General features: G+C 50.4%; 23 protein-coding genes, 3 tRNA genes and 1 pseudogene. 7 read left to right on the forward strand and 20 right to left on the reverse strand.

Features of this window, described 5'->3' with window-relative positions:
* Positions 1-46: 46 nt before the first annotated feature.
* Positions 47-304 (forward strand): twin transmembrane helix small protein, encoded by a 258-nt coding sequence (locus EP25_RS0106190; RefSeq protein ID WP_031433069.1) that lies wholly within the window; start codon positions 47-49, stop codon positions 302-304.
* Positions 305-424: 120 nt separating this feature from the next.
* Here EP25_RS0106190 and EP25_RS0106195 read toward each other — a convergent pair whose 3' ends face one another.
* The 10 genes from EP25_RS0106195 to bioB form a co-directional block, all read right to left on the reverse strand.
* Positions 425-1,294: a cytochrome c oxidase subunit 3 gene (locus tag EP25_RS0106195; RefSeq protein ID WP_031433070.1), complete on the reverse strand. Its 870-nt coding sequence runs from the start codon at positions 1,292-1,294 to the stop codon at positions 425-427.
* Between the two features lie 15 nt (positions 1,295-1,309).
* Positions 1,310-1,855: a cytochrome c oxidase assembly protein gene (locus EP25_RS0106200; protein WP_031433071.1), complete on the reverse strand. Its 546-nt coding sequence runs from the start codon at positions 1,853-1,855 to the stop codon at positions 1,310-1,312.
* Between the two features lie 157 nt (positions 1,856-2,012).
* Positions 2,013-3,617 (reverse strand): cytochrome c oxidase subunit I, encoded by a 1,605-nt coding sequence (gene ctaD / locus EP25_RS0106210; RefSeq protein ID WP_031433072.1) that lies wholly within the window; start codon positions 3,615-3,617, stop codon positions 2,013-2,015.
* 51 nt (positions 3,618-3,668) lie between these two features.
* Positions 3,669-4,835 (reverse strand): cytochrome c oxidase subunit II, encoded by a 1,167-nt coding sequence (gene coxB / locus EP25_RS0106215; RefSeq protein ID WP_031433073.1) that lies wholly within the window; start codon positions 4,833-4,835, stop codon positions 3,669-3,671.
* Between the two features lie 421 nt (positions 4,836-5,256).
* Entirely contained in the window at positions 5,257-5,652 is a 396-nt protein-coding gene (locus EP25_RS0106220; RefSeq protein WP_031433074.1) for a bacteriohemerythrin, read from the reverse strand.
* Positions 5,653-5,726: 74 nt separating this feature from the next.
* Complete coding sequence (gene bioD, locus EP25_RS0106225; protein WP_031433075.1) at positions 5,727-6,404, reverse strand: dethiobiotin synthase; 678 nt, start codon at positions 6,402-6,404, stop codon at positions 5,727-5,729.
* Positions 6,401-7,192, reverse strand: coding sequence for a malonyl-ACP O-methyltransferase BioC (bioC, locus tag EP25_RS0106230; RefSeq protein WP_031433076.1), 792 nt, complete (start codon positions 7,190-7,192; stop codon positions 6,401-6,403). The genes bioD and bioC overlap by 4 nt, the downstream gene beginning before the upstream one ends.
* A complete protein-coding gene (gene bioH / locus EP25_RS0106235) occupies positions 7,189-7,950 on the reverse strand; it encodes a pimeloyl-ACP methyl ester esterase BioH (RefSeq protein WP_031433077.1) in 762 nt (253 codons plus the stop codon). Before bioH ends, bioC begins: the two co-directional genes overlap by 4 nt.
* Positions 7,947-9,092, reverse strand: a complete 1,146-nt coding sequence (gene bioF / locus EP25_RS0106240; RefSeq protein WP_031433078.1) for an 8-amino-7-oxononanoate synthase — start codon at positions 9,090-9,092, stop codon at positions 7,947-7,949. The genes bioH and bioF overlap by 4 nt, the downstream gene beginning before the upstream one ends.
* A gap of 43 nt (positions 9,093-9,135) precedes the next feature.
* Positions 9,136-10,128: a biotin synthase BioB gene (gene bioB / locus EP25_RS0106245; protein WP_031433079.1), complete on the reverse strand. Its 993-nt coding sequence runs from the start codon at positions 10,126-10,128 to the stop codon at positions 9,136-9,138.
* Between the two features lie 71 nt (positions 10,129-10,199).
* Here bioB and EP25_RS0106250 point away from each other — a divergent pair, with 71 nt between their 5' ends.
* Entirely contained in the window at positions 10,200-10,901 is a 702-nt protein-coding gene (locus EP25_RS0106250; RefSeq protein WP_031433080.1) for a ComF family protein, read from the forward strand.
* A gap of 107 nt (positions 10,902-11,008) precedes the next feature.
* On the opposite strand, the pseudogene EP25_RS21820 reads toward EP25_RS0106250, so the two are convergent.
* A pseudogene (locus EP25_RS21820) lies at positions 11,009-11,770 on the reverse strand (ATP-binding protein).
* A gap of 137 nt (positions 11,771-11,907) precedes the next feature.
* Here EP25_RS21820 and EP25_RS0106260 point away from each other — a divergent pair.
* Positions 11,908-12,378, forward strand: a complete 471-nt coding sequence (locus EP25_RS0106260; RefSeq protein ID WP_031433081.1) for an MEKHLA domain-containing protein — start codon at positions 11,908-11,910, stop codon at positions 12,376-12,378.
* A 217-nt stretch (positions 12,379-12,595) separates the two neighbouring features.
* Here EP25_RS0106260 and EP25_RS0106265 read toward each other — a convergent pair.
* The 5 genes from EP25_RS0106265 to EP25_RS0106285 all read right to left on the reverse strand — a co-directional run bounded on the left by EP25_RS0106265 (position 12,596) and on the right by EP25_RS0106285 (position 14,856).
* Positions 12,596-12,671: transfer RNA gene (locus EP25_RS0106265), tRNA-Glu, on the reverse strand.
* A gap of 91 nt (positions 12,672-12,762) precedes the next feature.
* Positions 12,763-12,838 (reverse strand) — tRNA-Glu (locus tag EP25_RS0106270).
* Positions 12,839-12,867: 29 nt separating this feature from the next.
* Positions 12,868-12,943, reverse strand: a tRNA-Ala gene (locus EP25_RS0106275).
* A gap of 42 nt (positions 12,944-12,985) precedes the next feature.
* Positions 12,986-14,389, reverse strand: a complete 1,404-nt coding sequence (gene gltX, locus EP25_RS0106280; RefSeq protein WP_031433082.1) for a glutamate--tRNA ligase — start codon at positions 14,387-14,389, stop codon at positions 12,986-12,988.
* A gap of 5 nt (positions 14,390-14,394) precedes the next feature.
* Positions 14,395-14,856: a tetratricopeptide repeat protein gene (locus EP25_RS0106285; protein WP_031433083.1), complete on the reverse strand. Its 462-nt coding sequence runs from the start codon at positions 14,854-14,856 to the stop codon at positions 14,395-14,397.
* Positions 14,857-15,013: 157 nt separating this feature from the next.
* Here EP25_RS0106285 and EP25_RS0106290 point away from each other — a divergent pair, with 157 nt between their 5' ends.
* The gene (locus EP25_RS0106290) at positions 15,014-16,201 is read left to right on the forward strand and encodes an OmpA family protein (protein WP_031433084.1); all 1,188 of its coding nucleotides are present in this window, start codon (positions 15,014-15,016) and stop codon (positions 16,199-16,201) included.
* A gap of 59 nt (positions 16,202-16,260) precedes the next feature.
* Here EP25_RS0106290 and EP25_RS0106295 read toward each other — a convergent pair whose 3' ends face one another.
* Positions 16,261-17,079: a thermonuclease family protein gene (locus tag EP25_RS0106295; protein ID WP_031433085.1), complete on the reverse strand. Its 819-nt coding sequence runs from the start codon at positions 17,077-17,079 to the stop codon at positions 16,261-16,263.
* A 736-nt stretch (positions 17,080-17,815) separates the two neighbouring features.
* On the opposite strand from EP25_RS0106295, the gene dtd reads away from it, so the two are divergent.
* Complete coding sequence (dtd, locus tag EP25_RS0106300) at positions 17,816-18,256, forward strand: D-aminoacyl-tRNA deacylase (RefSeq protein ID WP_031433086.1); 441 nt, start codon at positions 17,816-17,818, stop codon at positions 18,254-18,256.
* Positions 18,257-18,526: 270 nt separating this feature from the next.
* On the opposite strand, the gene EP25_RS0106305 is transcribed toward dtd, so the two are convergent.
* Positions 18,527-18,910, reverse strand: a complete 384-nt coding sequence (locus EP25_RS0106305; protein WP_031433087.1) for a 4a-hydroxytetrahydrobiopterin dehydratase — start codon at positions 18,908-18,910, stop codon at positions 18,527-18,529.
* A 147-nt stretch (positions 18,911-19,057) separates the two neighbouring features.
* Between EP25_RS0106305 and smbP the strand changes: the two genes are divergently transcribed.
* Both smbP and rpe read left to right on the forward strand, forming a co-directional pair.
* Complete coding sequence (smbP, locus tag EP25_RS0106310) at positions 19,058-19,405, forward strand: small metal-binding protein SmbP (protein WP_031433088.1); 348 nt, start codon at positions 19,058-19,060, stop codon at positions 19,403-19,405.
* A gap of 433 nt (positions 19,406-19,838) precedes the next feature.
* Positions 19,839-20,510, forward strand: coding sequence for a ribulose-phosphate 3-epimerase (gene rpe, locus EP25_RS0106320; protein WP_031433089.1), 672 nt, complete (start codon positions 19,839-19,841; stop codon positions 20,508-20,510).
* A gap of 50 nt (positions 20,511-20,560) precedes the next feature.
* Here rpe and EP25_RS0106325 read toward each other — a convergent pair whose 3' ends face one another.
* Entirely contained in the window at positions 20,561-21,325 is a 765-nt protein-coding gene (locus tag EP25_RS0106325) for an inositol monophosphatase family protein (RefSeq protein WP_031433090.1), read from the reverse strand.
* Positions 21,326-21,455: 130 nt separating this feature from the next.
* On the reverse strand, positions 21,456-22,175 hold the full coding sequence (locus EP25_RS0106330) for a DUF6901 family protein (protein WP_036300299.1): 720 nt from the start codon (positions 22,173-22,175) through the stop codon (positions 21,456-21,458).
* Positions 22,176-22,203 lie beyond the last annotated feature (28 nt).

The raw sequence follows: 22,203 nt of genomic DNA on the forward strand, positions 1-22,203 counted from the left end.
TAGCGATGGCAGACAATGTAAACTTTTATCTACCTGCAATCCCGTTATGCTCATAAAAAGCGTCGTCATCATTGCATTCATTTTAATCGTTGTAAGCCTCGGTTCGGCACTATTTCATCTGGTCAAACGCAATGACAATGAACCATCCCACAAAACAGCCAAAGCATTGACCTTCAGAATCGCCTTGTCGGTAATCTTGTTCATCCTCATTATCCTGGCTTATATGACCGGTTTGATAAAACCGGAAGGCATCGGCGCCAGAATGCAGCACATGCGGCAACAATCCTCTTCTCAACAGCCATAATGCCAGTAAAAGAGTAGAGGCAATAGCCGCAACCCATCAACATTACTTTTACCTTCAAACCCAAAGACAAAAAAAAAGCGCGATCACGGAGAACGCGCTTTTTTCCCGTTTTTTACCGGATTACATCAAGTAAACGAAGATAAACAGGCCCAGCCATACCACATCGACGAAGTGCCAGTACCATGCCGCACCCTCGAAGGCGAAATGGTTTTCCGGGGTAAAGTGGCCTTTCCAGCTTCTGAACAACACGACGCTCAGAATAATTGCACCGACACAGACGTGAAAACCGTGAAACCCGGTCAGCATGAAGAAGGTCGAACCGTAGATACCGGAACCCAGCGTGAGCCCCATCTCATGGTAAGCTTCGTAATATTCGAAGGCCTGGCAAGCAACGAAGGTAAAACCTAACGCGACCGTGGCGATCAGGCCTTTGATCAATTGATCCCGGTTTTTGGCCAACAGGCCATGATGGGCCCAAGTACAGGTTACGCCGCTAGACAGCAGCAACAGGGTATTGATGAAAGGCAGGCCGAAAGCGCCCATCGGTTCGAATTCGCCGCCGATATTGCCTGGGCCATTGGTCGGCCAGGCCGATTCGAATGCCGGCCACAAAATTTCCTGGGTAGCACGTCCCGGCCCATCGCCCAAGCCGCCCAACCAGGGCACGGATAAGTTCCGAGCGTACCATAAAGCGCCGAAGAAAGCGGCGAAGAACATGACCTCGGAAAAAATGAACCACATCATGCCCATGCGGTAGGAAATACCGACGCCATGATTGTACATACCGGATTCGCTTTCGGCGGCCTGCAAGGCAAACCAGCCGGTCAGCATCAGGATGAACATCACCAGACCAAGAACCATCATGGTCGAACCGATGCCTGAACCGTTGAGGTAATTGGCAAAACCCGCCAGCATGATCATCAGGCCACTGGTGCCAATAAACGGCCACACTGCCTTATGCGGAATGTAATAAGCGCCATTTGTAGACATAACCTTCCCCTATCGTTATTTTTTTACTGATGTTTCAGTGTTGTCAAAAAAAGTATAAGCGAGCGTGATTGTTTTATAACGTTCCGGCAAGGCCGGGTCGATCACGAAACGAACCGGCATGGTCTTTTTCTCATGCGGTTCGAACGATTGTTCGGAAAAACAAAAACACTCCGTTTTCTTCAAATATTCCGCCGCCAATCCCGGCGATACGCTTGGTATGGCCCTCGCCACCATCGGCTTGTCGGTTTTATTTTCCGCGAAAAAATTCACCGTGTAATATTTCCCGGGAATTAGTTTCATCTTCGCGGTTTCGGCGCTGAATTCCATTGGCGCCGATTCGTTCAGGGAGGTAACGAACTCGATCGTCATTTCCCTTTCCGGGTCGATTTCGTACTGCACTTCCTGTGCCGCGCTTTCCCCCGTTTTCCCGTTCAAGCCGGTGATATCGCAAAACACGTTATACAGAGGCACCAAGGCATAACCAAAACCGAACATCGCCAGAACTATTAATGCTAGCTTGATAACCAGCCTAGTATTTTTCCGTTCAACAGTGTTCATCATTCGGAAACGGCTTGTAATACCGCAAAAACATAAATCGTCAAAGCCACCGCAATTAAGATGACAGCGGTCAGAATATTCTTTTGTTTCGTATTCATAAATTGTCCGATACCCTGTTCCCGAGGAACAGGGTATCCATTCTCTTGCTAATTAACGCCCGTTAGAAATGTTCCGTAGGAATTTTTTCCGGCGGCGTCGTGAAGGTATGGTATGGCGCTGGAGACGGCAATGTCCATTCCAAACTGTGCTTGCTGGCGTCTTCCCACACCTCGTCGGTCGCCTTGCCGGTACCGCCACGAATGGTATCGATGACGATATAGACAAACAATAACTGGCTGATGCCATAAATAAACGCCCCGATACTGGAGATCATATTCCAGTCGGCGAACTGTATCGCGTAATCCGGAATACGGCGCGGCATGCCGGCCAAGCCCAGGAAGTGTTGAGGGAAGAACAGGATGTTAACGGAAATGGCCGACAACCAGAAATGCAGTCTGCCGATTCTTTCGTTGTACATGTTACCGGTCCATTTCGGCAGCCAAAAATAACCCGCCGCCATCAAAATGAAGATGGAAGCCGGAACCAACGTGTAATGGAAATGGGCAACGATGAAATAGGTATCGTGATATTGGAAATCGGACGGTGCGATCGACATCATCAAGCCGGTAAACCCGCCGATCGTAAACAACACGACAAAGCAAATCGCAAACAGCATCGGTGTTTCGAAGGTCAGCGAGCCTTTCCACATAGTCGCCGTCCAGTTGAATACCTTAACCCCGGTGGGAATCGCGATCAGCATCGTGGCGTACATGAAATACAATTCACCGGCCACCGGCATGCCGGTGGTAAACATGTGGTGTGACCAAACGATGAACGACAGGAAGGCGATCGCAGCAGTCGCATAAACCATGGAGGCATAGCCGAACAAGGGTTTACGGGCGAATACAGGAATGATGGTTGAGGCGACACCGAAAGTCGGCAGAATCATCACATATACTTCGGGGTGTCCGAAAAACCAGAAAATGTGTTGATACAGAACGGGATCACCGCCACCGGCCGCATCGAAGAAGCTGGTGTCGAAGAAACGGTCGGTCAGCAACATGGTCACCGCGCCGGCGAATACCGGCATGATGGCGATCAGCAGGAAGGCGGTAATCAGCCAGGTCCAGACGAACAAAGGCATTTTCATCAGGGTCATGCCGGGCGCCCGCATATTGAAAATGGTCGCGATGACGTTGATCGCCCCCATGATCGATGAAATACCGAGCATATGCACCGAGAAGATCGCAAACGGCAAGGCATCGCCGGTTTGCAACACCAACGGCGGATACAAGGTCCAGCCTGAAGCAGGCGCGCCGCCTTCCATGAACAATGTGCTAGCCAACAGCAAGGCGCCGGCGACCAGCATCCAGAAGCTCATGTTGTTCATGCGCGGCAGGGCCATATCCGGCGCACCGATCATCATCGGAATCATCCAGTTAGCCAAGCCAACGAAGGCCGGCATGACCGCACCGAATACCATGATCAAGGCGTGCATCGTCGTCATCGAATTGAAAAACTGCGGATTGACAAACTGCATGCCCGGTTCGAAAAGTTCCGCGCGAATAATCAAAGCCATGGTACCGCCGACGAAAAACATCACCAGCGAGAATAACAAATATAATGTTCCAATATCTTTATGGTTCGTGGTGATAATCCACCTCAAAATGCCCTTTTCGGGGCCGTGATCATGATGTTCATCATGTTCAGCTACTACAGCAGACATATTTAATACCTCGTATTTTTGAAAGATTAGCTAGTGAAGAAGTCCGGCGACTTACGCCTCATCCTCTTCATCGTCATCTTCTTCAGGCAAAGCCGATTGCTTGGACTTAATGGCTGAAGGTTGGATTGAATCACCGACAGAGTTACCCAAGCCATTACGAATAAAGGTTGCGACGGCGGCAAAATCAACCGCGCTGAGCATCTGGCCGAAGGCCGGCATCATGCCTTTACCATTCAACATAAGATCGATCTGGACATCTATGTCGCCAGTCACGATCGGACTGCCTGTAAGCGCAGGGAAAGTGCCCGGCATGCCGGTGCCATCCGCCATATGGCAAGAGGAGCAGTTATTGGCGTAAACTTTCTCGCCTTTGGCAATCAGGTCTTCTTTTGTCCATTCCTGTTCGGCGGCGCTAGCTTCGGCAACCGCAATGCCTTTTTGCTCTTCCACCCATGCGTTGTAATCCTCCTGCTCCATCGCAATGACGACAATCGGCATGAAACCGTGATCCTTTCCACACAACTCGGTACATTGGCCGCGATAGGTTCCCGCTTTTTCCACGTAAGTCCAGGCTTCATTGATAAAACCGGGAACGGTGTCTTTTTTCCAGCCCAACTCGGGCACCCACCAGGAATGCAGTACATCGGCCGCGGTAAACAGGAAGCGGATTTTGGTATTGACCGGAACTACCAGCGGATGGTCGACATTCAGCAAATAATTGGGCACCGAACGAGGATCGATGCCGGAACCGACTTGGCGGGCGCGGTTACTAGCTTCGTCCAGGGTACTGAAAAAGTGAATGCCGTTATCCAGGTATTCGTATTCCCATTTCCATTGCCAGCCAGTCACTTTGATCGACATGTCCGCCTCTTGCACATCATCCATTTCTACAAGCGTCTTTGTCGCGGGAATAGCCATGCCGACCAGAATCAACGTTGGAATGATGGTCCAGATAATTTCGACGGTCGTATTTTCATGAAACTGCTCTGCTTTATGTCCTTTCGACTTACGATGGTGGTAAATCGAATAAAACATGGTACCGAACACGGCGATACCGATAAACACACAGATCCACAAAATAAGCATGTGCAGATTGTAAACATCGTTACTGAGCTTAGTGACCCCCTTCGTCAGATTGAGGGTATAATCCGCACGCGCTGTACCCAAGCCTAATAGCATCAGGGTCAGAAATGCGAACAGTTGCTTAGTTATTCTCACGGAGCAGCCTCCTGTTGTGTAGTTATATAAACTTGTATGCGTGGATGTCGTCATTGAAACCAGTCCGCCCCTTGCAAAAACGGACTGCTTTCTTCTCTTATACTTGGGAACAAAACGGGAACCACAACTTTTGCAGGATTTCCGGAATAACACAAGGCGTAATAACGACCTCACGACAAAAAAGCCATGTACTGATCAAATAAACACCTTGGATAAGCGGAAAGACAAGCCGGTTGCAGAACTAAAAAAACTTCGTTCCCTAGGATTATCACAAATAAACTGCGCAATTTTAACCTATCAAATCACTCTAGGCTAGCCGAGCTTACGCCAACGCTAACTTTGCCATAAAAAAAAGGCCTGTGAGAAATTGCTCCCACAGACCTTTTAACACTATTAACCAGGTAGAACTTCTGCTATAAATTTAACCTAAAGCAGGTCCATAAGCTTTATCGAAAGTTGGAATATGCTTATCCAACCAGGTTTTGACCATTTGCCCGACCTCTTCGGTCACATCCGCCTCGCCGGCATGAAATTTTGTCTGCAAATCGGCACAAGTGGCGACCAGCGCGTCGTGTTCGGCCTTATGCGCCTCGTAACCGGCAAACCCTTTTGCCTGCATTTCCTTTTCCTCATGCGCGAAATGGTCCACCACGAAGGCAATCAAGGCATCCAGGGATGCCCCTACCTGCGAACGGTCCGCTCCGTTCGTCGCTTGATCATATAAAGTATTCAGCAAACCAAATAATTTTTGATGCTCTTCGTCAGCAAAAGAAACATTGGTGCCATATTGTTCAGCAGTCCAAGTCATTAAAGCCATGTCTTTCCTCCCCAGTGATTATTGTAATGGAGTGGCAATTATGACCGGACAAAAACGTTCAATTTTGATCCATATCAATTTTTTAACAAATTTCCAAAAAAATTATAAGATAATTTTTCAAAATCGGCCGTGCTGACATGCGGCAACACACCGAGCAATGGAACATTGAGACGATCGCGCAAGAAATCGATATTTTCCTCGAAAAACGGCATATCCGCGTTCGTTTGCACCGCAACCCAGCCGGCACAACTCACTGCTGCCGCATCGACGGCCCGCCAAGTCAATAACGCATGGTTAATACAGCCTAATTTGACCCCCACCACGATGATGACCGGCAAGCGTAGCGTTTCTGCCAAGGCGGCATTACTGATCTCATCGCCGAGGGGAGAAAACCACCCCCCGGCGCCTTCAACCAGCACCAAATCCGCTTGTCGTTTCGTATCATTAAATATTTTATTTAACAAGCTTACGTCAATTTCTGCGCCGGCGGCGGCTATATGCGGGGAAACAGGCAATTCAAAGGCGTAGGGATTCACCTGACTATAAGCCAGCGGCAACGAGGCATTTTGCTGAATCAGCAAGGCATCCTCATTTTTCCACTGCCCATCCAGCCACCGGCAGCCGGCAGCGACCGGCTTCATGCCGGCAACGCTATAACCTTGCCGACGTAAAAACCGCATCAATGCCACGGTAGCCCAGGTCTTACCAACGCCGGTATCGGTGCCGGTTATGAAAAAACCTTGCCGACTCATACTTTTTCGGCCGCGATATAAATGATTTCATAACTGGCCGTAACCCGCTGCTTTTCATCCACGGGATAGGCAGCAATCATTTGCTGCAACTGCGACCGGGTGGTCGGATTCTTGTTTCGCCCCTTTGTGACGTTATGCGCACCTATCCCTTTCAGCTCATTCATCAGGGCCATCACCGATGGATAAAAGCTTTTTTCCATGACCGACTCCGCCATAATCGGTCGAAAACCGGACAAGCGCAAAATCCGCTCGATCTGCTTTAGACTGTAAAAGTCGTTGACATGGGAGTAGCGATCGACAGTCGCCCATGCCGTTTTCAATTCCTGTAATGTAGCGGGGCCGAAGGTGGAAAAAAGCAATTTTCCATCCTCCTTCAACACGCGCCGGAACCCGGCGAATACAGAGTCCAAGTCCAGACACCATTGCAAGGCGAGATTGGACATAATCTTATCGACCGAAGAAGAAGCTAGCGGCAAATTCTCGGCATCGGCGCAAAAACAATTCAATTCCGACCTGACTATATTTTGCCGCGCCATATCCAGCATCGGCAAGGCGATATCCATGGCCAACATCTGCTTGCATTGGAAGCGCTTCAGCGCATGACGGGTAAAAAAGCCGGTCCCGCAGCCGACATCGACAATGGTTTCCACATTGCAGGAGAAATCCGTTTTGTCCAATAGCCGCAAAGCCACTCGCCTTTGCAATTCGGCAAGCCCGTCATAACTATCGGAAGCCGCTGAAAATGAGCGGCGTACTTTGTTTTTATCCAGACCAAGCAACGCATTCATAACGCACCAGCCAATAATTCAACAATTTCACGTTGGTGGGATAAAAAGGGCACATGGCCGGCATCGCGTAATAGGCGGATATTCGCGTCCGGACGCAGATATTGCAGACGTTCGCCGCATTGCGCGGGAATCAAGCTGTCCCTGCCACCCAAAATCGCCTGCACCGGACATCCCAGTTGTTGAAACGAAAGCGTTAAATCACTGTGCGCGAGAATATCCAACCCTCCCTGCAAAGTCGATACAGCAGGCGCCTCGCATTCCTGAACCGCCTGTTTCAGTTGCTTTAACAATTCCTTGCCGTTAGCGAGCCCTTTGACCTGCAAGGCGAGAAACCGCATCAGCGTCGCCTGGCAGCTGACGGCCAGGTTATCGGCGAACGACCTCAATACCTCGGCCTTGACGCCGGGCCACTGCTCGCCTTGTACGAAACGCGGATTGGCGGCCAAGAGCGTCAACGAAGCCACTTTTTCCGGGAAACGATGAGCCAGGTCTAGCGCCACCGTTCCGCCCAGCGACCACCCCAGCACGTGAAATCTATCCCGAGGGATCGCAGCCAGCAAAGCCGCACTGATTCGTTCCAGCGTATAGGGGGTGACGCCTTCGCTGCGCCCGTGACCGGGCAAGTCCAGGCAGATCACCTGGAAATGCTCGGCCAAACCTTGCGCGAAGCGCCGCCAGATACCGCTGTGCATGGACCAGCCATGGAGCATCACCAAGGGCTGGCCCTGGCCATAAACTTCTCGGTGTATTTTGATCATAGTTTGATTGTTGCCAAGGCGTGCAACAAGGCATCGATCTGCGTTGTTTCATGATTGGCCGAAAAGGTGACCCGCAAGCGCGCTTTGCCTTGCGGTACCGTCGGCGGGCGAATGGCGCTGACCCAAAAGCCTCGGGCCAATAATTGCTCGCTGTAGGCGACGGCTCGCCGGCTGTCTCCAAGCATTAAGGGCTGGATCGGCAAATTCGATTCCATTAACGGCAATCCCAACTGCTGCGCGCCCAGTCTGAAATGTTCGACGAGAGCGCGCAGTTTTTCTCGCCGCCAATGCTCGGTGCGCACGATCTTCAGGCTCGCCCGAGTCGCCTCGGCCAGCGCCGCCGGCATGGCCGTGGTGAATACATAGGTGCGCGCTTGCTGAATCAAGGTCTCGACCAAGTCCTCCGACCCGGCCACGAACGCTCCGAACGTTCCCAGCGCCTTGCCCAACGTCCCCATCAGCACCGGCACCTCCCTCTCGGAAAGACCATAATGCTGCAGCACGCCGGCGCCATCAGCGCCCAACACGCCCAGGCCATGAGCGTCGTCGACCAACAGTATCGCCCGATATGTTGTCGCCAACTCAACCATGTCCGGCAAGGGCGCCAAGTCGCCATCCATGCTGAATACGCCGTCGGTCACGATAAGCTGGCGGCGCTCGGTATCGGCCAACTTACGCTCGAGATCGGCCATGTCCGCATGCCCGAAACGCTTGAATTTCGACCGCGACAATAAACCGCCATCCAACAGCGAGGCATGATTCAAGCGGTCTTCCAGCACATAATCCGACTGCCCCGCCAGCGCTGCTATCATGCCCATATTGGCCATGTAACCGGTGGAAAACAACAAGGCCCGCTGGCGGCCGGTGAAATCGGCCAACTCCTCTTCCAAGGCATGATGGGCCCGGCTGTGGCCACAGATTAAATGAGCCGAACCACTGCCGACGCCATAGTTTTCCGCACCCTGCTTGAATGCCTCGACGATAGCGGGATGATTGGCCAAGCCCAGATAGTCATTACTGCAGAAATTGATCAGCTCTTTGCCGTCCACAGACACTTTGACGCCTTGCCCGCCTTCGATCACACGGCGGGAGCGATAAAGCCCCTGCCGTTTCAGTTGCGTCAGACTTTCCGATAAATCCATGCAAGCAACGCTAAGTCAAGCCCATGAATCAATAGCGGAAACATCAAGCGGCATAACTGGAACCGCCGGAGCGGAGTCCCAAGCGCTCGAACAATCGCATATCCTCGTTCGACATCGGATTATCGGTGGTCAGAAGCTTGTCGCCGTAAAAGATGGAGTTGGCGCCGGCCAGAAAACACAAGGCCTGCATCTCGTCGCTCATATAGGTGCGGCCGGCCGACAAACGCACGCGCGATTGCGGCATCATGATGCGGGCCACGGCGACGGTTCTGACGAACACCAGCGGGTCCAACTTTTCCGTCCCCATCAGCGGCGTTCCTTGCACCTGCACCAACATATTGACCGGCACACTCTCCGGATGCTTGGGCAAATTGGCCAATTGCTGCAACAACTTGGCGCGGTCGCTATCGGACTCGCCCATGCCGACGATGCCGCCGCAACAAACATTGATACCGGCCTCTCTGACGCGTTCCAGCGTATCCAAACGGTCCTGATAGGTCCGGGTACTGATCACCTCGGAATAATAATCTTCCGAGGTATCCAGATTGTGATTGTAATAATCCAATCCGCCTTCCTTCAGTCTCTGGGTCTGTTCATCGGTCAGCATGCCCAACGTGACACAGGTTTCCATGCCGAGGTCCTTGACCCCTTGAACCATTTCGACCACTCTCTCGACATCGCGGTCCTTGGGCGAACGCCAGGCCGCGCCCATGCAAAAGCGGGACGCGCCCTGCGCTTTCGCGCGTCGAGCCGCTTGCAGCACTTCTTCGACCGGCAGCAAGGCCTCCGGTTTCAGATCGGTATCGAAACGCGCGCTTTGCGGACAATAACCGCAATCTTCCGAACAGGAACCGGTCTTGATACTGAGTAGCGTACTGATTTGAATCTCGTTCGGATCGAAGGTCTCCCGGTGCACGGACTGCGCCTTGAAAATCAGGTCATTGAAAGGCAACGCAAACAGCGCTTGCACCTCGTCCAATTGCCAATCATGGCGCAAAGGCGTTTTTATCGTGATGGGTTCCGGCTGGGTCGACATTCTGTTAATCTCCAAGTAGTGCGTGCATAGAACAGGCCGAGCGAACGACTCGTCAACCTATTTCTAAAAAAATGGTAAACAACTGGCTCAATATTATACAAGATAAACTGTTTCCGCCCAGCTGTATGTTATGCGGCTTCCGGGGTTTTAACGCCATGGACCTGTGCCGCGACTGTTTTACCGACCTTCCGCTCAACGAACACTGTTGCTACCGCTGTGCCGAACCGTTCGCTACCGCTTCGCCCCTGCCCCGTCTTTGCGGCCATTGCTTGAGCGATCCCCCCGCTTACGACGAAACCATCGCGCCTTTTCTGTATCTCCGCACGATGCGCTATTTAATCACCGGCCTGAAATTCGGCAAACAATTCAAAAATGCCCGCTTGCTGGGCATGTTGTTGGCGGCGAAGATCAAGGAAAATGCCGAATTGCCGGACTGCATCATGCCGGTCCCCTTGCATAAAAGCCGATACCACGAACGCGGTTTCAATCAATCCATCGAAATCGCTCGCATTCTGTCCGAGGAATTGACGATACCGTTAGACCTATACAGTTGTATACGCCGCAAACATACCGAACACCAAACCCGCTTACCCTCCAAGCAACGGCGCAAAAACATCAGACAAGCCTTTGCCATGACCAAACAACCGAACCACAAGCATATCGCCTTGCTGGACGATGTCATGACCACCGGTGCTACGGTTTCGGAAATGGCGAAAACCCTGAAACGCGCCGGCGTCGAACGAGTCGACGTATGGGTATGCGCCCGGGCTTGACCCGCGAACAAGATTCAACCTTTGTTTTCGTTTTTTTCGCAGGCCTCGATAAGCCGTTCAAAGCGGCAATCTAAACCGCCGCCCCCATGCAATATCCCGTGTCTTTGCTAACCCTTGCGACAATAGGTGTTGTAGAATTGTCTGGCCGTCCTGCCGCTATGGGCCGCCCGCATCCTGGCGAACTCCAATGCCGCCCGATGCAATTCGTCCCGATCGCCGGAAAATTCGGCAAACAGATTGTCGACAATCTGCAAATAGGCTTCGGTTTTTTGCGGATAAAACGACAGCCACAATCCGAAGCGATCGGACAAGGAAATCCGTTCCTCCACCGCATCGGAATAATGCACTTCTCCATTGACCAGCTGTGTATCGAGATTGTCGCTCATTTTCTCCGGCAGCAAATGGCGCCGGTTCGATGTCGCGTAAAGCAGCACGTTTTCAGGCGGCAACTCGATCGAGCCCTCCAAGACACTTTTCAACGCCTTGTATTGGGTTTCGCCGGTTTCAAAAGATAGATCGTCACAATAGACGATAAAGCGCTGCGGTTTTTCGCGTATTTCGTCGACGATTTCGGGCAAATAAAGCAGATCCCGTTTATCGACTTCGATGATGCGCAAGCCATGGTCTCGATATTCGTTCAACAATGCCTTGATCAGGGAGGACTTCCCGGTTCCGCGCGCACCCCACAACAAGGCATTGTTGGCGGGCTCGCGCGCTATAAAACGCTGGGTATTCCCTATTAACAGTTATTTCTGTCGATCTATTCCCAACAGATCGTCTAAGCGAATCGGATCGAGCTGCCTTACCGGGCGCAAATATTCTTTACGTTGCCGCCATATGGCGGCATGGGTATCATGCCAATCAATCATCGAAAACTCCCTGCAGGAAGATCAACATATCGGATGCGCGCGCTTCGCTACAACCGGCCCAGATTGCTTAAGACAGGTTATGGCGAAAGGCCGCGGTTTTATTTTGCCCATCAATGTTAAACTATTGCGCAACCCCCATGAACATTCCGACCGAAGAAAACGATTACCTGGCCGCTCATGCGGCTTTACTCGGAACCAGTTACCGTAGACTGCTGAACCGGGATTTACTGCCAGGCCATTGCGGCACCAAGGAATTTGGCAGAGCCCTATTCGAAGCCCCGTTTGCCGTCGTGTCCCACGGCACCGAGGAAGACCCGGTATTCAACTATGGCAATCGCAAAGCCTTGGAGTTGTTCGAGATCAGCTGGGAGGCGTTTACGCAGACCCCTTCCCGATATTCAGCCGAACCGGTCAACCGGGAGGAACGCCAGCGCCTACTCGACCAAGTCGGTCGCCATGGCTTTATCGACCATTACCGGGGCATACGTATTTCCAAAAATGGGCGACGTTTTCTGATCAGCAATGCGGTGGTGTGGAATCTTTACGATGAACGGAATGTATATCGGGGTCAGGCCGCCTGTTTCGGCGAATGGGAATTCTTGCCCTAAAGCTTCCCTTGCCTGTGCTGGCTAGGCCGAAATCGTTAGTTCTGATATGCAAAAGGTTGCAAATCACCGAAACACGGAAGATTTCAAAAAACCGGCATACCGCAGCATCCAACGCCATAACGGAATTATGCTTATGATGTCGGCTTGAATCGAGAAAAGATTGGTAAAACGATATGGATAAAGTTTTCTACCGATGACCCGGTGGAAAACTTAGAAATGGCGTCCCCAGGGGGGTTCGAACCCCCGTTACCGCCGTGAAAGGGCGGTGTCCTAGGCCTCTAGACGATGGGGACTAAGACTTGTAACGGTGCTGCTACAGCAGCGGTTTGCAGCGAAATCAATCACCTTTGGCGGTGACTAACAGTTGTAGCCAGACCAAAAAAATGGCGTCCCCAGGGGGGTTCGAACCCCCGTTACCGCCGTGAAAGGGCGGTGTCCTAGGCCTCTAGACGATGGGGACTAAGACTGTATACTGCTTAATCCAACTGATGGTGGAGCCAAGCGGGATCGAACCGCTGACCTCAACACTGCCAGTGTTGCGCTCTCCCAGCTGAGCTATGGCCCCGTCAGTTGAGTTCACCCATTATACAGACTTTTTTTCGCTTGTCTAGCCTTTTTTGTCTTTAATAAAATTTATCGCTCTTTCCATTCTTGCCAGGGTCTTTTTCCGGCCTAGCAGGGCCAGGGTCACGTCGATCGGGGGCGAAACCGCCGTTCCAGAAACCGCGACCCGCAGCGGCTGCGCTACCTTGCCTAACCCCAGCTCCAACTGCTCGGCCGTTTCCAGAACGAGCTGATGCAACCTCTCGCCGTCCCATTCCGGTTCTGCGGAAAATTTATCCAGCAGCACTTGCAGCACTTCATCGGCCCCCTGCTTGAAGTTCTTTTTCGCAGCCTTTTCATCGTAGTCGCCAAAGTCCTGATAAAAATAACGACTGGACGTCGCCATTTCCACCAAGGTCTTGCTGCGCTCGCGCTGGGCCTTGACCACGTCGATTAATTCCGGCCCCTGGGTCGGATCGATACCCAGCTCGCCCATGTGCCAGCTTAAATGATGCGCCACATGGGCGGGGTCGCTGTTCATGATGTATTGATGATTCAGCCACAATAATTTCTCATTATTGAATGTCGAGGCCGAAACATTTACATCGTCGAGCTCGAACAACTCGATCATTTCATCCACCGAAAAAATTTCCTGGTTTCCATGCGACCAACCCAATCTAACCAGGTAATTCAACAAGGCTTCCGGCAAATAACCGTCGTTGCGATATTGCATGACGCTGACCGCACCATGACGTTTGGATAAACGCGCGCCATCCGGACCCAGTATCATCGGTACGTGAGCATATCTGGGCAATTCCGCCCCCAGCGCCTTGAGGATATTGATTTGCCTAGGGGTGTTATTTATATGATCATCTCCCCTGATGACATAATTGACCCCCATATCCATGTCATCGACCAGCACAGTCAGATTATAGGTGGGCGTACCGTCGGCACGGGCGATAATCAGGTCATCCAGTTCTTTGTTGGATACGACAATGCGGCCTTTGATCAAATCATCGATGACGACCTCGCCGTCGGTCGGGTTTCTAAACCGGATGACCGCATTCTCGCTTTCCTCATGGTTGGCGTCGCGGCACTTACCGTTATAACGGGGCTTCTCTTTATTGGCCATCTGCTGTTCGCGCATCGCCTCCAACTCTTCCTTGCTACAACGGCAATAATAGGCATCCCCCTGATCCAGCAACTGCCTGATAATTTCCTTATAGCGGTCGAAGCGATGTGTCTGATAAAAAGGCCCTTCATCATATTCCAGCCCCAGCCAGGTCATACCTTCCAATATGGCATTCACCGACTCCTGTGTCGAACGTTCTAAATCGGTATCTTCAATCCGTAGAACGAACTTGCCTCCATGTTTACGGGCATATAGCCAGGAAAACAAGGCGGTTCTGGCACCGCCGACGTGTAAATAACCCGTTGGACTCGGGGCAAAACGTGTTTTGATACTCATCTATCTTATTTGCTCATTAAAAATCTTTTGGCATATTCTCGCGGTATCGAACGCGCGGCGTTCAAGCGCATGGCTTGATAACTGAATTTAACACTGCCTTTAGCGGTATCGTTGCGCCCCAAAATGGCCAATGAAGTGCCATGCCCTTGAGCGGCCGCCTTTTCATACCACTTTGTCGCCATATCCCGGTCGCCAGGAACGCCAAGGCCTCTATCATACAACGCCCCCATGACAACCTGGGCATCGACAATACCCTGATCGGCGGCTTTCTTCATCCACTTAGCGGCCAATTCATTATTTTGCTCGAAACCCTGCCAACCTAATAAATACATCGAAGCCAATTTAGCCTGGGCCTTGGCCTCGCCTTGCTCCGCCAACTGAATGATTTCCTGCTGGCCTTGCGCCAGCGAGGCTAAAGAAAAAGAAAACAATAAAAGCAACAGCAACGGCTTTACAAATTTGAACATCATTCACCTCATCTTCATATTAGGTTCAGAAAAGTCCGATATTATTCCATGCTCACTGATAAAGATGAAATAACTATAAAAAAATAATGTTTTAGGCTAGAATCCGAACAAAGGTTACCTACCAAACGGCCTTCATGTCGAAACATAGGAGATTCAAATGAAAAAAACCTCTCTCGCCACCCTGACCCTAGTGAGCGCAGTTTTTTCTGGTTGCGCCACTCATGCGGTCAACGACACCATGAATTTTCGTGCCAGAAACTTGAATCAAAAAGTACAATCGGGACAGTTAGTACAAAAAACCGATACCTTTTTTGTTATCAACGATTCGTCGTCATCAATGAGCGATGTCTACGAAGGAACTGAATTTTCCTATCTTCCAGGAGCCACTAAATTTTCCGTCTCCAAAACGTTATTGGACAGGATGAACAAAACCATCCCGGATGTCACGTTGTCTTCCGGCCTGCGTAGTTTCGGTTTCGGCCCCTGCCTTTCCTGGCGTTATACCGAATTGAACCAGGCCGTGCAAAACTATTCGCATGATTCCTTCGATGCCGCGCTGAATTCCCTGAAATGTTCCAGCGGCGGCACGCCGGCGGCCCACGCCTTCCGCGCGGCCAAAAACGACTTGGCTGGCGCACCCGGCAACATCGCGTTGATCTTGTTCAGTGACGGCAACAATTACGATTCGTCGCCGGCACCGGCTTTGCAGCAATTGAAAGCGCAACATGGCGACAAATTATGCGTTTATACGGTTTGGGTGGGCAATGAAAAAGACCGGCAAGGCATCAATGTCTTGAATCAATTAGCCGATATCGGCAGGTGCGGATTCGCCACCAATGCTGCCGCCATTGCTTCCACAAGAGGAATGGCAAGTTTCGTGGAAAATGTCTTTTTCCGTGGCGGCACGCCAATTCCAACCGAAAAGGACAGTGATGGCGACGGTGTCGTCGATTCCAAAGACAAATGCCCGAACACGCCAAAAGGCGCGCTGGTCAATAAAGATGGCTGCTGGGCCTTCAGTGGCGTCTTTTTCGATACTGACAGTACAAAAATCAAGTCCAAATACGAGCCATTGTTTACCAATGCCGTTAAAGTCTTAAAACTGAATCCGGGACTGACCGTCGAAATTCAAGGCCATACCGACAGCATCGGTCCAGAGGTCTACAACCAAAAATTGTCGGAACGTCGTGCCATGGCGGTCAAACAAGAACTGGTTAATCAGGGAATTGACGGCTCCCGCTTGACCACAGTAGGCTTTGGCGAGACCAGACCGATTGCGGACAACCACACCGCCGAAGGTCGCGCACAAAACCGCCGCGTGGTTTACAGAAGAACCGATCAATAATTATCCAATGACCGAACAAAGGGAGGCTTCGTCCTCCCTTTTTTTCGGCATGACATTTTTCATTCTTCAATGAATTTGATATGGCCGGGGTGACGGACTCTGATGGTGTAGCCATTTCGCGACTTGCTTAACCACCCCCTCGCTTCGACGCGTTTGCCTCGGTAAGTGGTTAAATCGGAAAAATATTGTTGATCCTGCTTGGCGATCTTGATGGAAAAATCGTCCGAAAAGATCAAATAATTGTTCTTTCTGGTCCGTTTGATTCGTTTTATAGTTCCGACCACCCTTTTCCAACCTTTTCTATTCGGCAAGGCCTTAAACGGATATCTGGCATAATAAGGATTCGACCAAAGTCCGATTCCGGCCCGTTCCGCTCGCTCCTCGGCTTGCAACAGCGCTTTCGTATACCGCAAATTGGGCGGATAAATATTGACCGTCGCCAAACCGTTCTCCACTAATTCGAGGTTGAGATGCCGCCCGGACCCGGTAAAAACATGAGCCAGCAACCGGTCGTATTTATCCTTTTTTTCAACGTCCGTTTCAAGACGAATTTTTTGTCCGCCTAAACGTTTCGCCAGCCAGCGTTTGGCGTCTTCGCCACCAGGCTCTTCATGTTTATTCCTGCCTTCCACTTCCGGCGTATTAATTCCTAAAAAACGAATTTTCTGTCCGTTTTCCAACAGGATAGTATCGCCATCGAAAACATATTTGACCCGGTAAAAGGTATAACCGGGATGTATTTCGACGATTTCCGCCTGTTGATTCGGACGGTCGGAATAATGTCGCCCGCCATGTTCATCGACCCATTGATAGACCTCGGCGACAACGCTGCCCGAAAAACAGAACGCGAATAGTGATAGCCAGAAATGTTTTGTCATCTAATTGAATTTCCCTTATTGAACGAATTTTTATTGAACAAAAATGCGATTTCACTCAACTTGATAAACGACTACCCTCATTTATCGTTTGGCTTATCAGCCCGCATGAACAGCTCCGAACGCGGAGACTCGGAACCACGCCATCCCGGATTCCGCTACACTGAATCCAGGCTACCAATCAAAGAATCGATAAACCATTAATTTTACAGGAATTAGACGAATGGGTTGTGCCCAAGTTATAGATAGCATTCCGAACATATACCTATTATTAGGGTTAATTCCTTTCAACCTATGGGCTTGGAAGCAAACACGATTTCCAATCAAACCCTATCATATGTTTTTGCCTTCCCTATTCTTGGCTTACCTTAGTATCGTATTTCCAATAACCTGCCCAACGCCATGCGACTGGCCATGTTATATCCCCGGGCCACAGATTTTATTTATGGATTGAGTTAACAATCTGACGAATTGCTTGCCATTCATTTCCTGTCATTCCGCTCAGGAGCTAACATCCAGTTTTAAAAAACCATGCCGAATAAGCCCTTGCCCTCATCCGGAAACTCTTCATCGCGGAATGCGGATCGCCGCAGGCGCATGAAACGAGATATTCCGAGAATGTTTGATTGCACACCACCTAAAGTCGATTAATATTCCGTGACTAAACAAGGGACTCATAACGAATCAAGACCCTGCTACAATATCGCCTCGAACGCATTTACCAATAAAGAGTCACTCTATGATCAGTATTATTCAACGGGTCATCGAATCCGATGTCACGGTTGACGGCAAGGTAATCGGCTCCATCGGTCAAGGTATCATGGCGCTGGTCGCGGTCGAAAAGACCGACAGCGAGAAGCAGGCGGACCGTCTGCTGGAAAGAATTCTCAATTACCGCATCTTCGCCGACGCTAATGGCAAGATGAATCTGAGCCTGCGGGATATCGACGGTGGTTTACTCATCGTACCGCAATTTACCTTGGCTGCCGATACCGAGAAAGGTAACCGCCCCAGTTTCGCATCGGCCGCCAGTCCGGAACAAGGCCGCGAACTGTTTACTTATTTTCAACAACAAGCAGGCAAGATTTACCCTTCGACCCAATTCGGCCGCTTCGGCGCCGATATGAAAGTCGCCCTGATTAACGACGGCCCGGTCACCTTTATGCTACGGGTCAGATAGCCACAAAATGGACAAAATAAGCAAAGCGCCGCTCAATTTCGGTTTCCTGCTCTGCCCCTAATTTCGGAACGTTTTTGCCGGGCCCCGCTTAGGCTTTAGCCTTTCCAAACACCCAAGAAAACACAGATATAATCAATATTTCCGGGAAATGGGAATGCACGGTTGAGCGGACACGGCAGATTTTGAATTTAGCGAATTCTTGGAATATCGCATTTCCCGAAACCGGCCGCGGATAAATCCCTTACGCAGTTATTCAGCGCCACTTCAAGCTCAATCGTACTTAATATATTTAAAGCGCGGATCATCCGGCGTGCCTTCCAGAGCACCTTCCTCCATTCCAGGTTGCCACATGACGACCTCCTCGATTTTATGCGCCAATTCGAAATCCTTGTTCGTTACCCCCTTGGCGGCATGATTCATCAATTTAACGATCACAAAGGCGTAGGAAACGGTCAAGTCGGGGTGGTGAAAAGCCGCTTCTGCTAAATGCCCCACGGCATTGACCACCATCAGCGTCGCCTTCCAACCACTGGTTTTATATTTGCGCCTGATCCAACCGTTTTCATAATACCAATGCGGCAACTCCTCTTCCAATCGCTGTTTAATTTCATCCTCGCCATAAGTTTCTTCATGTTTGCGTTCTCTCCAGCCCATCACGTTCACCTCTAAAATCTAATCTTCACTAAGCCTGTGTTTGTCAACACCAATCAACAAACAGTTTGAACAAATACCGACAGCTAAAGTCAGATATTTACCATTCGACTGAATGGTAAATAATAATTCAATGAGGGGAGTTCTAAAATGAAAAATAATTCAACCTTATTCACCGCTTTATTGGCCACTACATTCGTGTTTGGCGTCAGCAATGTTCTTGCCGGCGAACATCACGGCGCCTATGCGCTAGAACATGCGGCCGTCGCCGCCAGCCATGCGGAAAAAGGGCATCTGGACCTGATCCTGGAACACAGTAAAGAAGCCCTCCATCATGCCAAAGCGGCGTCGCAGGAACACCATGACAGACACATGCATATGGAAAAAGCAGTTACCAAACTGAATGAAGCTATCGACCATGCCAATAAAAAACACAGCGACCTGGCATCGAAGGCCGCCCATAAGGCCGTGGAGCACATTCATAAGTCCTTCGATTAACGGTCGATTATGGCAGAAAAGGATTTCTGTCATTTCTACTTCATCCTTTCTTGTTTCTGAATCCGCCAATTCGACAATTGTCGAAAGCAAAATCGCAAAGAGAAGAATCAACCCCTTCCTCGCTGCTACCGACCCAGCAACTAAACGAACAGCAAAACCGGCTTGATGATGCTAGTATCAAGCAGAATATAAAAGCTAATATCCCGTCCCGTAGCGGGAAAAACATGCCAAACTGCAAAAACCAAGGAATTAGGCTTTCCCTGCGAAAAACCCATTGTCTCGAAACCAGCTTACGAAATAATTCAACCGTTTGAATAATCAGTAATATCTTGCCATTAAACCAATAAAAACCCGGATAAAATAAGCTGCAGGCAACGCAAAATGACATGGGGCGCGGTATAATAAGGAACTTTTTAACTACGAGGATCAAAAAATGACCGAGAACTGGATTGCCCCTTCTATTCTGTCAGCTGACTTCGCCCGCTTAGGCGAGGAAGTTGATAACGTTTTGGCTGCCGGCGCGGACATCGTACATTTCGATGTAATGGACAATCATTTCGTTCCAAACCTGACTATTGGTCCACTGGTTTGCGACGCGCTGAGAAAGCACGGCGTCACTGCGCCTATCGATGTGCATTTGATGATCGAACCCGTCGACAGAATCATTCCCGATTTCGCCAAGGCCGGTGCGAGCATCATCACGTTCCACCCGGAAGCCTCCGTCCACATCGACAGAACCCTGCAATTGATCAAGGACAACGGCTGTAAAGCCGGCCTGGTATTCAACCCAGGCACGCCATTGCATCACTTGGATTACGTCATGGACAAACTGGACATGATTCTGCTGATGTCCGTGAACCCCGGTTTCGGCGGCCAGTCTTTCATTCCTTCCGCGTTGGACAAACTGCGCGAAGTCAGAAAAAGAATCGACGATAGCGGTTACGACATTCGCCTGGAAATCGACGGCGGCGTTAAAGTGGACAACATCCGCGAAATCAAAGCCGCGGGCGCCGATACCTTTGTCGCCGGGTCCGCAATTTTCGGCAAACCCGATTACAAACAAATTATCGACGACATGCGTGCCGAAATCGCCAAAGCCGGCTAATTCATCAAAGTACCCGAGGGCTTTCCGCCCCTCTTTCGTCTTAAAAAGCCTCACATCAGCGGCAATAACTGCTCCAGCAACAAACCGTTGGTCGCCAGAATTTGCTTCGGAAATATACCTTTTCTACCGTCAAAATCAGTGACCGTGCCGCCAGCTTCCTCGACGATCACGGCCCCCGCTGCAACATCGTACAAATTCAATTCCTGCTCCCAATAAGCGTCGACCTGCCCATCGGCAACCAGGCATAAGTCCATCGCGGCCGACCCGAAACGACGCTGGCCGGTGGTGACTTCGGCAATGCGGTTAAATCGCGCCAGATTGTTTTCCTCCAAATAAGACCGTAAACAGGCAAAGCCGGTGGCAATCATGGAATCTGCCAAGTTCCTTTCATTCGACACCTTGACTGGACGACCATTCTTGAAAGCCCCCTTGCCCTTTTCCGCATGATAATAATCGTCCAGAGCCGGCGCATAAACCGCACCGAAGACTAATTCCCGGTCGATTTCCAAAGCCACGCTGATCGACCAAAAATATTGTCCTTTGGCAAAAGAATGCGTGCCATCGATCGGGTCCACAATCCAACGACTGGACTGATTATCCGACTGGCCGCTCTCTTCCCCCCAAAAACCGTATTTGGGGTATTCCTTACCCAGAACTTTCTTTAGATACGCTTCGACGGCGACATCGGCCTCGGTAACCAAATCCCTGGAACTCTTTTTATTGACCTCCAGGTTGGCCAGATTATTAAAATGACTCATGGCGATCGATCCGGCCTCGCGGATCAGCCGCTCAACGACAACAGTGGAAATAGACATTAATTTATCCCAAAATTTTGCTGTATTCGGTAAATCCAACGAATGGCTACCGATAGTTGACTCAAATTTGCAAACTCTACCGAGAGTTATCATTTATTACAAGCCAAACCCTCGAGTGCGCAAAATGACTTCAGCTTTCCTCTGTGTAACTTTCGAATAAGTAAGCGATTTCCTCCAAACCGTCTTCGATCGACCAGGTCACGGCCCGAGTCAACAATTCCAGCAAAATCACGGCATTGACCGCCGAATCTTCCTTGCTGGCCGCTTTCAACCGCTGCGCCATCGCCCGGTTAACCGTCTGCAAATCATGATAGATTGTTTTTAAGCCGTTAATGTCATAAGCATGACTCAGTCCTCGCTTACTACGGAAATATTGGGCTAATAAATACATCGAGGTAGTCCGATAAATCGCCTCCTCTTCGCTCGATAACGGCACATGAAATCTCGCCATGGGTTTTAAGTAGCCGGTAAAGGGACAAGGACTGGTCGCCATGATCAAACCCAGCACCGAACTGACTGCCCGTTGCGCGGAGGTATGGGCCGATATTACCCGGTCGAAGGTTGTAATTCGTACATCCATTTCGGCATAGGACTCGATCAACGAACAAATATCGATCAACGGAATTAGATTTCTGGCGACCGGGCAATGGGGAGATTCTTCGCTGTTTAACGGACAATTGGGGCATTGCTGATATTCCAGATCCGCCCAGAATGGTAAATCCGCATTCTCGGGCGGCAGCAGCGTATTGGTTTGTTTATCGATCCGCAAATCGATTTTGACCGGCGCCTTATCGGACAGCTTGAATTGATAACTGTAATTTAAAATTAGATCATCAAATTTCGCATTCATCAGCACTGTCCCTACTAAATAATATTGA

Source organism: Methylomarinum vadi (genome assembly GCF_000733935.1).
Classification (GTDB): domain Bacteria; phylum Pseudomonadota; class Gammaproteobacteria; order Methylococcales; family Methylomonadaceae; genus Methylomarinum; species Methylomarinum vadi.